At 32.4% G+C, this 13266-nt stretch carries 13 protein-coding genes; 2 read left to right on the top strand and 11 right to left on the bottom strand.

All coding sequences use genetic code 11. The features are described from left to right. Window positions 1-2: 2 nt before the first annotated feature. Window positions 3-3857, bottom strand: a complete 3855-nt coding sequence (locus BOW57_RS05785; protein ID WP_241687397.1) for a T9SS sorting signal type C domain-containing protein — start codon at window positions 3855-3857, stop codon at window positions 3-5. Between the two features lie 256 nt (window positions 3858-4113). Between BOW57_RS05785 and BOW57_RS05790 the strand changes: the two genes are divergently transcribed. Continuing rightward, entirely contained in the window at window positions 4114-4584 is a 471-nt protein-coding gene (locus BOW57_RS05790) for a regulatory protein RecX (protein WP_089053353.1), read from the top strand. Between the two features lie 34 nt (window positions 4585-4618). Here the strand turns inward: BOW57_RS05790 and BOW57_RS05795 are convergent, their stop codons facing one another. From BOW57_RS05795 to BOW57_RS05830, 9 genes are all read right to left on the bottom strand, one after another. After that, window positions 4619-5788, bottom strand: a complete 1170-nt coding sequence (locus BOW57_RS05795) for a beta-ketoacyl synthase N-terminal-like domain-containing protein (protein WP_129053346.1) — start codon at window positions 5786-5788, stop codon at window positions 4619-4621. A 130-nt stretch (window positions 5789-5918) separates the two neighbouring features. Beyond that, a complete protein-coding gene (gene bioA / locus BOW57_RS05800) occupies window positions 5919-7190 on the bottom strand; it encodes an adenosylmethionine--8-amino-7-oxononanoate transaminase (RefSeq protein ID WP_129053347.1) in 1272 nt (423 codons plus the stop codon). Window positions 7191-7288: 98 nt separating this feature from the next. Beyond that, window positions 7289-7906: a dethiobiotin synthase gene (gene bioD, locus BOW57_RS05805; RefSeq protein WP_129053348.1), complete on the bottom strand. Its 618-nt coding sequence runs from the start codon at window positions 7904-7906 to the stop codon at window positions 7289-7291. Between the two features lie 118 nt (window positions 7907-8024). Then, complete coding sequence (locus BOW57_RS05810; RefSeq protein WP_089053357.1) at window positions 8025-8639, bottom strand: hypothetical protein; 615 nt, start codon at window positions 8637-8639, stop codon at window positions 8025-8027. Next, window positions 8629-9132 carry an RNA polymerase sigma factor gene (locus tag BOW57_RS05815; protein ID WP_089053358.1) on the bottom strand — a complete coding sequence of 168 codons (504 nt, stop codon included), beginning with the start codon at window positions 9130-9132 and terminating at the stop codon, window positions 8629-8631. Before BOW57_RS05815 ends, BOW57_RS05810 begins: the two co-directional genes overlap by 11 nt. A gap of 7 nt (window positions 9133-9139) precedes the next feature. Beyond that, complete coding sequence (locus BOW57_RS05820; protein WP_129053349.1) at window positions 9140-10003, bottom strand: TraB/GumN family protein; 864 nt, start codon at window positions 10001-10003, stop codon at window positions 9140-9142. A gap of 50 nt (window positions 10004-10053) precedes the next feature. Continuing rightward, window positions 10054-10227: a hypothetical protein gene (locus tag BOW57_RS20580; RefSeq protein ID WP_164973671.1), complete on the bottom strand. Its 174-nt coding sequence runs from the start codon at window positions 10225-10227 to the stop codon at window positions 10054-10056. A 134-nt stretch (window positions 10228-10361) separates the two neighbouring features. Further along, a complete protein-coding gene (locus tag BOW57_RS05825; RefSeq protein ID WP_129053350.1) occupies window positions 10362-10769 on the bottom strand; it encodes a DUF2007 domain-containing protein in 408 nt (135 codons plus the stop codon). A gap of 2 nt (window positions 10770-10771) precedes the next feature. Beyond that, window positions 10772-11908, bottom strand: a complete 1137-nt coding sequence (locus BOW57_RS05830) for a pyridoxal phosphate-dependent aminotransferase family protein (RefSeq protein ID WP_129053351.1) — start codon at window positions 11906-11908, stop codon at window positions 10772-10774. A 165-nt stretch (window positions 11909-12073) separates the two neighbouring features. Here BOW57_RS05830 and BOW57_RS05835 point away from each other — a divergent pair, with 165 nt between their 5' ends. After that, on the top strand, window positions 12074-12877 hold the full coding sequence (locus tag BOW57_RS05835; protein WP_129053352.1) for a DUF3667 domain-containing protein: 804 nt from the start codon (window positions 12074-12076) through the stop codon (window positions 12875-12877). Between the two features lie 80 nt (window positions 12878-12957). Here the strand turns inward: BOW57_RS05835 and BOW57_RS05840 are convergent, their stop codons facing one another. Beyond that, a complete protein-coding gene (locus BOW57_RS05840; protein ID WP_089053363.1) occupies window positions 12958-13239 on the bottom strand; it encodes a F0F1 ATP synthase subunit epsilon in 282 nt (93 codons plus the stop codon). Window positions 13240-13266 lie beyond the last annotated feature (27 nt).

The following is a 13266-nucleotide window of genomic DNA, read 5'->3' on the forward strand; positions in this document are numbered from 1 at the left end:
AATCAATGAAAAACAATCTTTTGAGCTGCTGATTTTCCGCTGTCAAAAACTACATTAATCAACAATATCTGATCACTGGATTTGAAGTTTACAATCTGGTATTCTGTATTATTAATTGTTTTGTTATTGAATAACATTTTTCCTGAAACATCAAAAATTGATACTTCTTTCATAACATCTTTTGTCGAATTTAATATTATATTTTTTCCTTTAACCGAAACGCAAAGTAAACTTTCTTGATTCTTAAATTGATCCGCTCCTAATGTTTCAATATTATACCGAATTACAAAACGATTTAAAAAAGTTCCAGCTGTGGTTGTAAATTTATAGTTGCTTTCTAGAAGATTATGCACAATATTTTCGGTTTTGTCATCTAAATAAACAGTTTGTGTACTCAGATCGCCATCTGCATGATCAATTGCAATTGAAAATTCGCCGGCAATTGTTGAACTATATCCCAAAGCCACAAAATCTGATTCTGAAAAAGGCAAAGCACGCCCTTGAATTACAAGTTTTTTATCGTCAATTAAACTATAAAAATCAACAAATTGATTTCCATCTAATGATTCTGCATCGTAGTTTAAATCGTAAGCGTTGGTGGCTTCATCCATATATCCAATTAAAATTTGTTTATAGGCTCCTTTTGAATTTTCAAAATTCAACCACAATCGATGTTTCTCTATTTTATTACTGCTCGGAAAATTTCCTGCTTTAGAAGGTTTAAAAAAAGCATTATTATTTCCTAGTATCCGCATACTGTCATTAAATTCGATCGTACCTGAAGCATTACTTGTAACAAAAAAGGATTGCCCTGAAGCTATTTTTCCGTCAGGAATCGTTTCATTTACCCCATAAGATGATGCTTCAGTACCAACTCCGCCAACCAGATTATAGGCTGCATAGTCATCTGAATTGTATTCAAAATTAGTTACTGGTGTGTGATGCGTCCAAAAATAAAGCGCGCCTTTTGTTTTAAGATTGTTTTTTTTCAAAAAAGCCGTCGCATCTATTGCCGATGGATAGGGATTTCCAACTAAACTAAAACTATCTGTTTCTCCCAATTCTATTTCTACTTTTCCATTATTTGGGATTCCTTTAAAAACTGCTTCATAAACTGCTCTTGATGTTATTGAAAATTCCTGTGGTCCTCTTATTGCATATCCTTTACCTAACATCATATTATTTAATCGTGATTCTTCTTTCCAGCCTGCGGCGGTATCAAATGACAAATATTTATCAAACAAGGTATTGGGTGACACATCTATTAACTTTTGATTATCGACAGGCGAAGACCAAAACGTATAATCGTATCTTAAAATTGGTTTTGTTTTTCGAAAAAGATTAATAATCCCAGTATTTACAACACTATCGTCTGATTGATATAAACTAGCCGTATCTTCTAAAACTAATGTTCCTAAACCTGAATAAGAAAATTCTATACCTAAAGTATTTCCGCTTAAAAGTGTAACTGTTTTGGCTGATTCAATTGTACAGCTGCAAATATTTGCGGAAATTAGATTTGGATAACTTTCTTTAAAAAAAACTTCTTTTCCACTGGACGGATAACCTTTTGTCCAAGAAACGCCATCCCAAATTGTAGTATCTACACAAAGTTTTAATCGTGCTGCTCGATGTTTAGAAACTCCGTTGACCGAATTAAAATCACCACCTATTAAAAGTCTATAATCGCTGGTGAAATTTAAAGTTAAAAGATTTTTATTGAGCCTCGCATCAAATGAGTTATCAAAATCGCCTGTTTTCAAAAGCCTTATTAATCGCAGCGCCTTACTGTTTTTATAAGTTCCTGAAAAGGCGCCTCCAATTAAAAGTTTATCATCTGGCTGTACCAAAATACATCGCACGTCGCCGTTACTAAAGCCTGTTCCCGCAGAAAAGCTATCGTCCAGACTTCCATTGGGATTTAAACGGGTGATTCTTTTTTGTGATGACTCTTTAAATGTCAAAAATGTACCTCCAGCGATTATTTTTCCGTCTGATTGCATTGCAAGTGTATAGATGTGTTTATCAAAACCAGCACCTATATTAAAACTTAAATCGATACTTCCGTCTTCATTTAAGCGAACTAAATGAGGATAGGACTGTCCGTTAAAAGTGGTAAATCTGCCTGCAGCCAATATTTTTCCATCTGGTTGAATCAAAACATCTTCGATAATAGCATCTGCACCAGTACCAACATTAAAAGTAACATCTCGTGATCCATCTGGCAGTAATCTTACTATTCTAGCAGCAGATAAATCGTTATTGAACCGAGTGAAGTTACCAGCAGCAATAATTTTATTGTCTGACTGTACTGCTAAAGCATAAACTTGACCATTAAATCCAGAACCAATATTGAAAGTATTATCTAAAGTGCCGTTTGGTAATATTCTAGCAATTCTATTAGAAGCTGCATCATTGTACTTGGTAAAATTTCCTCCAAAAACAATTTTCTCTCCTTCTTGAAGCACAGCTGCTTTTATTAGTTTATCGGCTCCTGATTTACCTGCATTAAAATCCAGATCAAGTGAGCCATCTTCTAGAAGTCGTGCAATTCGATTAACTAATAAATTATTGAATTTGCTGAAATTACCAAAAACCATTGTTTTTAAATTTGCCAATGGTAAAATCTTTAACACCGAATTATCAAAGCCAACTGCTGCTGACAAATAACCTGTATCTTGCTCTCCATTAGAATCTGTTTTAGCCAAACCTCCTTGATTTTGCCCATCAAAAACAGCAAATGAACCGCCAATAAACCATGATCCTTCTTGATCTTCTGCTAATGCAAAAACAGAAGCTGATCCAGGACCTGCGCCCAAATCAAAGTCAGATTTTATAGTTCCGTCGGTGTTTAAAAGTACTGTTCTATTTACATCATCACTTCCATATCTGCTGGAAAAAGATCCTCCAACCATTATATTTCCTAAAAGATCTTCTTTGATTATTTGTACTGAACCATTATTAAAACCTAATCTTTGAAAACTTTGATCTAATGATCCATCTTCATAAATACGAATAATTCTATTTGCGGTATTTTCGTTATAAACTGTAAAATTACCACCTAGAAGAATTTTTCCGTCTCGTTGAACCGCAATGGCATTTACATCATCATTAAATCCAGAACCAATATTAAAACTATTATCAACGCTTCCGTCAGAATTCAAACGAATAATCCTATTGCTTAATGTGCCATTAAACGAAATAAAATTTCCTGTTATTAAAATTTTTCCATTTGAAAGAATTCTAACATTAGTAATATTTGTAGAAGATCCCGTTCCTGTCGCAAATGTTCGATCTAAAGAGCCATTTGGAAGAATTCGTGCTATGCGGTTTACAGTTACATTATTGTATTTTGTAAAGCTTCCTACGATTATAATTTTCCCATCTGGCTGTTCTGCTATACTATAAATAATACCACTGCCGGCTCCCACAGAAGTGTCAAAAGTTGAATCACGGGAACCATCTGCATTCAACCGAATTAATCTTCCTGAATTTACTGCATTATAACTTGTAAATCCTCCGCCAACTATTATTTTCCCATCGAGCTGTAAATAAGCGGTATAAACTTTACCACTGAACCCTGAACCTACAGTAAAACTTTCATCGATTGTTCCATCTGGTTTTAAACGTATTAAAGATGGAGATGGAACTCCGTTTAGGCTGGAAAAATCCCCCCCAACTATTAAATTATTATTGGGTTGCAAAAGTAAAGTTCTAACGGCACTGTCAAAACCATCACCCTTTGTACCATCATCAAATGTATTAAAAGTGATATCCAATTTTCCTTGCTGCGCATTAATGAAAGTACAGGAGAGAAAAGAAACCCAAAACAGCTGGTAAAGTAGTTTTTTTATCAAAACTAAATGATTATTTAAAATTGTAAGAATTAACCGAAATTAAACTGTTCCGATTTTAAAAACAATACCCACTTTTAGTGATTTTTTATAATGCCAAAAAACATTTTTTTTGCTGTAGGTATAAAAAATGAACACTCAAAAGTAAATTTTGAATCTTATAAACTGGGGGATTTATTTAAATTTGCTTTTGCTTTGATAGAAATTTTCAAGAAAATCACTTTTTGCAGCAATAACAGTTAAAAAGAAAGAAAAACACATGAATTCGACCTGTACTCCGAAAGAAGCTTTACAGAAACTAGAACACTTTTGTGCTTATCAGGAGCGTTGCCATGATGAAGTTGTATCAAAACTTTACAGTTTAAAAATGACTTCTGACGAAATAGATCTTATTCTGGTTCAATTAATTGAAGGTAATTTCTTGAATGAAACTCGTTTTGCCTGCAGTTTTGCCAGAGGAAAACACCGCATTAAACATTGGGGGAAACTGAGAATTACAAATGAACTGAAGTTTCGAAATATTTCCAGCACAAATATAACTCTCGCACTCAAAGAGATTTCGCAAGAAGAATATATTGAAACTTTTGAAGCTCTTTCTGAAAGATGTTGGAACGGTATACAGGAGAAAAATATATTAAAAAAGCGCAAAAAGTTCTGTGACTATATGCTTCGAAGAGGGTATGAAAGTAATCTGGTTTATGAAAAAGTAAAAGATCTTGAAAACCTTTAAGTTATTCTAAACAAAGAGTTCTTAGATATTAAAACTATGCTTTTTCGATTAAAATACTAACAGCATTTCCGCCAAAACCAACAGCATTAATCAAAACTTTTTTAATTGATCTGTCTTTAGTTATTGCTTTTGAAAAAGGAGTTTCGATAAAAATATCATGTTCCATCATTAAAAGCGCGAGCTCTACACTCAATATTCCAGAAGCCCCAAAAGTATGCCCGATTTTCCATTTATTAGTGGTCAACAAAGGCTGTTTTGAACCAAAAACTTTTTCAATTGCACGAAGTTCTGTCAAATCTCCTTTAATTGTTCCAGGTGCATGCATTACAATAACATCAACACTATCTAAATCGGTATCTTTTAAAGCCATTTTCATAGACTTTTGAAAACAATCAGCCTCGGCAGAAATTGAGATATTATGTTCTAAAATTTCAGTGGCGTACCCCACTCCTGTAACGTACGCAATAGCATTTTCTTTTTCACCAGATTCTAAGCAACATACTGCAGCGCCTTCTCCCAAAATCATGGTATTTTGTGTTTTCTCAAAATCAAAAGCAAGGTTGGGCCAAGAATCATTTTCTTGATCGATGCGTGAATATATTTTTAACGCACGCATTTGTCCGATAGTAAAATCTGTTAAAGGCGCTTCGCTGCCTCCTACCAAAAACTTATCAGCCATTCCTGATTTTAACCATGCAACACCGTTTAAAAGTGAATGTAATGCTGTAGAACAAGTTATTGAATGTGAAATTTCGGGTCCTGCACTTTGCAAATCATGCGCAATCCATGAAGAAATATTTCCTAAAGTTGTTGTAGGTGATGCTAAAGTCTGTGCTTTTCCTGTTTCAATATACTCCGCATAATGTTTTTCAAACAAATCTGTAGCTCCTCTTGAAGATCCAATATTTATACCAAAAACATCTTCGGAATTCCAACCAGCATTTTGGACTGCTTTTCGTGAAGCCGCTAATGCAAATAAAACAGAATTGTCTAAAAATTTATATTTAGGATCTGATTCCCGTATTTGAGCAATCAATTGTTTTGAATTTGTACTTAAAGCTGCAACAAAAGTATCTTGTTGATCTAAAAATCGTTTAGTAAAACAATGTTTTCCGTTCAGATATTTATTCCAAACCTCGTCTTTATCGCTTCCTAAAGGAGAAATAGAAGAAAAGGCTGTTATGGCAATTTTTTGTGTATTCACATTATTTTATTTAACCGCAAAGTTCGCAAAAGTTTATGCAAAGTTCAACGGGTTTTAGAGTAAAAAATAAAACGACATAAGTAATATATGTTACTAAAAATGACAGCATTACTAATACCGATATATAGAACTAAACCATTTCAATGGCTTCTTCAATTGTTTTATATACTTTTTGAAGCTGTTCATTAGTCATAATATAAGGCGGCAAAATGTAAACAATGTTTCCGACTGGACGCAGAACTACTCCATTTTCTATGAAAAAATTATAAAGCTTTGTTCGCATCGACCCATAATAACTTTCTTCTGAGTCTGATTTAATTTCAACTGCAAAAATAACTCCCAATGTTCTAGCGGTAATTACTTTTGAATGGTTTTCGATTTTCTTTTGAAATTCCAAATGGCTGGCATTAATTCTTTCAATATTAGCCTGCATTTCTACAGTCTGCAATAAATCGATACTTGCCAAAACCGCAGCACAACCTGTTGGATTTGCTGTAAAAGTATGACCATGAAATAATGCCTTATTAATATCATCATCATAAAAGGCATCGAAAATATCCTGTGTAAAAGTTGTAATTGCCATAGGGATAGTTCCTCCTGTTAAGGCTTTAGACAAACAGATCATATCAGGCACCTCAGAAACATAATCCATTGCAAATGTTTTTCCTGTTTTACCAAAACCAGTCATAACTTCATCAGCAATTGTCAATACCTTATTTGCTGCACAAATCTGAATTAATTTTGCCAATGCTTCTGGTTCGTACATTACCATTCCGGCTGCACCTTGTACCAATGGTTCAAATATAAAACCTGCGCAATTATGATTTTGAATGACATTTGTCAATGCATCAAAACTTGCCTGTTCTTGTCCTTTTACCGGTACCGGAATTCGAACAACATCAATAAACATTCCCTGAAAAGCCTGTGTGTAAAAAGAGATTCCACTTGCCGCCATTGCCGCGAAAGTATCACCATGAAAAGCATTTTCAAAAGCAATTATAGTGGTACGTTTTTCATTTTTATTGAAGAAATATTGCAAAGCTACTTTTATCGCAACCTCTACGGCGGTAGAACCATTATCAGAAAAAAAGATCTTCTGTTGGTTTTTGGGTAAAATTTCAATCAGCTTTTCGGCTACTTTTACAGCGGGTTCATGTGTAAAACCTCCAAACAAAACGTGTTCAAGAGTTGTCAATTGCTTATAAACAGCATCGGCAATAAATTTATTACTGTGTCCAAAAGGGTTTACCCACCACGACGCAATTGCATCGATATATTCTTTGCCATTTTCATCCCACAATAAAGCGCCTTCGCCTCTAGAAATTGCAATTGGAGTTTGAGATGTTTTGTGCTGTGTATAAGGATGCCAAAGATATTGGCTGTCTTTTTCTGTTAATGTCATTTTTAAGAAAATAGAAGAAAGAGAATAGAAAAAAGACTAAACTCAATTGTTTAAGCAAAGATAGGAAAGTCTATATTCTATTTTCTATAATCTTTGCTCTATAAATGAAGTAGATTTTCTCGAAATAAATCAGCATATTCGCGAATTACATTCTGATCAAAATAAGGCTCTTCGTCGATTCTTCCAATTAATTTAATTCCTGTTCTTTCTAGAATTATACTTTCTGTTGCTTTATTTTCGCTTCCGCTGAAGATAATTCCAGCGATTTCAAAACCTCGATTTTTAATTGCTTCAATCGTCAGCAAAGTATGATTGATGCTTCCTAGATAATGTCTTGAAACGATTACTATTTTATAATCCAGTTGAATTAAATCAATAATAGAATCTTTATCGTTTAAAGGAACAAAAATACCTCCCGCACCTTCAATTACTAAATGATTATTGGTTTTAGGTTCTTGTATTTGTTTTAAATCAATTGTAATACCATCAATCTCGGCTGCTAAATGCGGACTTGCAGGCGTGTTTAATTTGTAGCTGTTCTCAAAAATTTGAGACTTATTATTCGAAATTCTAGTTTTGATTTTATGACTGTCTGAATTATCTAAATCTCCCGCCTGAACAGGTTTCCAATAATCAGCCTCTAAGGCTTCTACAATAATAGACGATGCAATTGTTTTTCCAACATCTGTTGAAATTCCGGTAACAAATATTTTCATACTTTTTTATTTCATAACTATTCCAAAAGCCATTTTATTTCTAAAAAACTATTGAATAATTTCAACAAAAATACCAATAAAAACAAAACCCATCATGACGATGGGTTTTTATTATTTCTTATTCTTCTTTTAATTCGTCTATTACTTTTCGGATTTCCTTAGCGTATTTTCCATAGGAGTAATGTACCCACCACTCTGTAAGCACGCCTATAAGTAAAATTGTGATTACAAAAACAAACACAATCAATCCTAATTTCTTGTTGGCAAAACCTTCATTTAAAATCTGCAGAAAGTCAGGCATTTCATAAAGAATAAATCCAAAGAAATAAATCAGAAAAAAAGGTGATAATGAAAAAGTAAATGTCTTATAAAGCTGCATATTCAGCCTGATGTCAAGATACGTTTCATACAAACTATCTTTAGTTTTCAATGCAGCTTTATCTAATCTTCTGTAAAACAAAAAAAGCTGTGTTAGATAATAAATACAAATGGCAACCAATATCCCGAATATAAAATAGTATGGCACCACTAAATTTGATGGAAACTTACTATGCAATGGCAAAAGACCTATAATCACCAAGGACAAAAACTGAATAAAGAATTCTATCCTTAAACTTTTTCTAATTCTATCCAAGGGCATACTTGCCGATTGTATTTTCTCTAAATTATTAGGAACAACAACATTATCTGTCTTTTCGCTATTCCATGCGTTTTGTATATCGTTAAAATCCATATCCTTGATTTTTAATTATTTCTTTTAATTTTTCTTTTGCTCTGTTTAATTTCACTCTTGCATTTCCCTCTGATATTCCCAAATTCTCTCCTATTTCTTTATGAGAGAAACCTTCGAGCTGATAAAAAATGATTGCTTTATCAATTTTTTCTAGTTTTTGAACTGCTTTATAAAAATGATCTATCTGGCTTTCTTTGATATGTGAATCTCCTTCATCTTCTTTGATATTTTCAGAAGCGATTTCATATTTATCCACTTTTCGTTTTTCTTTTTTCAAGAAAACAATTGCTGTATTTACGGCAACCCGATACATCCATGTCGAAAACTGACTTTCGTTTCTAAAAGAATCATACGATTTCCAAAGCTGACAAATAATCTCCTGAAACAAATCTTGTTGATCATCATGATTATCCATGTACATTTTAGAAACTTTGTATAGTATTCCTTTATGACTTTCGATCCGATTTAAAAATTCTTGTTCTTTTTCTTTCAAAATAATACTAATTCATTACTGGTTTTACTTTGTATCCTGCCTTTCTTAACAAATTAATTACTCCCTCATCTCCAGCCAAATGTGCTGAACCAACTGCTACAAACAGTGCTTCATTTTTCATCATATCCTTCATTTTCTTCACCCAGTCACTATTTCTATCATCCAGAATATATTTTTTAGCTTTTTTACTCATTACCTTTTCATTGGCAATATCTCCATAAAGATCCATTATATTTTCATTTTTATAGTCCTTTACCATTTTTTTTGTTTGAGCTTTGCTCGCATCACCTAATGATTTGATCAGTTCTGAATCTGTGTAAGCATTAGAGAGCATATTCAACTGTCCTTTTACCGTTTCGAAACCACCTACACTTTTCTTTTCTTTCTTTGCCAAATCAGTAAAATCTGATTCGTATGATTTTAAGGTTTCACAATCAAACGTTTTAATAGTAATTAAACTCATAACTGTTGCTAAACTGTAACTGTCTACCTGCTGCACTTTTATACCTGTAGCTTTTTGCAAAATGGAATCTAATTCTGATAATTGTTCAGGCGTTAATTTTTTACTTAATAACTCTGGAGACATTGCTAATTTTTGAGCGTCTGCCATTTCATTTGGATCAGAAAAATTGATTTCGACAATTAATTTATCTGATTTTTGAAAAGCATTCTTCGTTTTTTCTGTCAAAAAATAATCTGTTGGACAAATAGAATGAATCGTTCCGTACAAATATGATGGTTTTGATAATCCATTTCCTGAAACTTCCCATAAAAGAGAGTTTTCAAGTTTTACAGATTTTGTTTGAGCTTGTGCTGTTCCGCTAAAAAATAATGTGATTACTGCGATTGCTGATGTAAATAAATTTTTCATTTTTGATTGATTTTAAATTTTGATTGATTTTGAATGATTGAAACTCCTCTTTAATATTTATTATTTTTATTTCTCTTCCACCAAACTGCAGCTAAAAAAACTACCAAAATGATGCTGAGTACTTTTATTAAAAAGAAACTTACTAAACCTAAGATGAATCCTATTGAAGAAAAAAAGATAAAATCAAAGATTTTCCCGCTGATTGAAGTTGATGTTGTTTTCATAATTGTTTTGATTTATTTGATTACGACTCGTAAGTAATCAAACATTTAAAACGTTACAAAAAATTTTATTTTTTTTTAAAACATCAATAAAATAAAGGGATTGCGAACATAAAAAAATTAAAAAATGATTTCCATCAATCAAATTCAAACTTACATTTATTGCATTTATACCTGTGTTTTGAATAAATAGGAATCAAAACAAGAAGTAATGAAAGAACAAAAGCTAAAAGTGTTTTTAAATCTTTTATTGAAGTTACCATTTCTATTTCTTCGGCTCCGCAACGCGGACATTTAATCAATTCATTATTTTCATTTAGAGAATAGGGACTGATTTCTGATAGAATTTTATTTGCTTTTTCAAAATCCTGACTTTTTACAAAAAGCTTAACACCACCCACTGCATTGCTCCAAATAGGGTTTGAGTCTACAGTATTAATGTCTCTTAAATACACATCTACACCTTCTGATTCAAGTTTACCGCAAAAAACCTGAGCTTCATAGGAATATTGATAACTTCTAACTAGTTTAAAATCCTCTTCCATAATTAAAATATAAAACCGCTTAATAATTGCAGAACTTGATTAATTTCTTCTTCTGAATTATAACTATGGATACAAAAACGCAAGCGCTCTTGCCCTTCAGGAACTGTAGGCGAGAGTATTGGCTTTACATCATAACCTTTGTCCTGAAGCTGCTGCGCCAATTTTTTTACATTTTCATTCCCGGGCACAATTGCCGATTGTATTGCCGATTTACTTCGAACAAACATTGGTTTTAAACCTAGTAAGTTTTTTTGCTGATTAAAAAATATGATATTTTGCCTCAACTTTTCAATAGTTTCTTTTTCAATATTCAATTGCTGATAAGCAGTAAAAACGGTAGAAACAGAATGTGGAGATAATCCTGTTGTATAAATAAAACTTCTGGCGAAGTTTACCAAATAATCTTTAAGATCTATACTGCCCAAAACTGCAGCACCATGACAGCCTAAACCTTTTCCGAAGGTCATAATTCGAGCAAAGATTCGATTATGCAATTTCAAATACTGTGTTAAACCTTCACCTTTTTTCCCAAAAACACCTAAAGTATGGGCTTCATCAACTACTAAATTACAATTATACTTTTCCGACAATTCTACTAATTCTTCTAGATTTGGACTGTCGCCATCCATAGAAAAAACCGTTTCGGTAACGATATAAATATTCGCATTGGGGAATTTCAAGATCAATCGCTCGAGATCTTCAAAATCATTATGATTGAATTTATACGATTTAGCATTCGACATAAGAATTCCATCTCTTATAGAAGCATGACTTAATTCATCATATAAAATAACATCATTTCGCTGCGGTACAGCGCTAAAAAACCCAACATTGGCATCGTAACCCGAATTAAAAATTAAAGCCGATTCAGCTTCATGAAACTGCGCTATAAAAGTTTCTGTAATTTGATATAAGGAATGATTTCCAGAAATCAATCTTGAACCCGTTGCACCGTTCTGAATAATCTCATTTTCGATTAAATAATGGTGCGATAATTTAAAAATCGGCTCTGATTTTGAAAAACCAATATAATCATTTGACGAAAAATCGACAAGATTATTAAAACTTGGCAATTGTCGTAACGAATTATTCAGCCTTCTATTTTCAAGCTTTTGAACTAGATTTTTAGGTAATTTCATAAAAGCAAAGTTATAAAAATTGAAGTCGATTTTAAATAATCAGCGGGTTTGATACAGATTAAAGTTTATAATTTAAATTTCAAACAATTGTTAATTATTTTTTTTGTCTAATTTTAAACTGCGAACTAACTACCACTAATTTAATTATTTATTAAAAAGAAAAAAATGAAAACCATTTGCAAAAACTGTGAAAAACCTAATTATCCAGACTTTAATTATTGCCCTAATTGCAGTCAGAAAATCAATTTACATCGTATAAATCCACACGAAATTTTTCACGAAGCCGTTCATTATTTTACACATGCCGACAAAGGTATTTTTCAACTCGTTAGAGATCTCACATTAAAAAGCGGCGTTGTAGCTAAAGAATATATAAATGGCAAAAGAAAAAAGTACTTTGCACCGCTTAATTTTTTTCTGCTGGTAGCAGCGGTCTTTGTTTTCATTTCCAATATTCCAAAAGAAACACCTGCTATCAATGTCTCACAGGAAAACAAGGAACTCAGCGCTATTTCTGATCCTATCCAAAAGGAAAAAATTATACATCTTTATGAACGAAAAGAAAAAATGGTTCATTTCATGAAAAAATATTCAAATCTAATGGCGATGATGGCTTTACCTCTTACGGCATTCTTTTTCTGGTTGTTTTACAAAAAAGAAAACTACAACTATACAGAGCATTTGGTTGCCGGAATGTATATGCTAGGTTTTTGTATATTAGTTAATACGCTTTTAATTTTGCCTATTTCCTTATTATTTCATGTATCGCCTAATTATCAAGCTTTGCTTTTCCTGCTCTTTCAGCTCTTTTACTTTACACTTTTTTACTATAAGTTTTTAAATAAAAACACCAAACTTCAATTAGTAAAAGCCTTTTCTACAAGTGCTTTCGGAATTATCGCTTGGGGAATCATCTCAGGTTTTACTGTTAACACTTATGTTTCTACAGGTTTTTGGGGAATATTATAGTAATCTGAATTCGTCAATATAAACAAAAACAAAAAAGCCAAACATTTCTGTTTGGCTTTTTCTTTATTCAAAAATTGTCTTTAGTCAACTAAAACAATTACTTTATTGTCTTTCATCTCGATAGTACCCGACGTGATCTCTAATGTATAAGTCTGATCGTTTACCTTCGTGAATTTACTCACTACTTCTTTAGAAAAGTTAAAACTTGGCGCTGCAATTTTTACAGTTCCCTTTTCTAAAATAGAAACAATAGGAGCGTGATTATTCAATATTTGAAAGCTTCCATCAACTCCCGGTACAGTAACTGCCGTTACTTCTCCCGAAAATAATTTTGCTTCTGGTGATACTATTTCTAAAATCATAATTTTAATAATTGATAATTGATAATT

This window comes from Flavobacterium sp. YO64 (assembly GCF_004119505.1).
GTDB lineage: Bacteria > Bacteroidota > Bacteroidia > Flavobacteriales > Flavobacteriaceae > Flavobacterium > Flavobacterium oncorhynchi.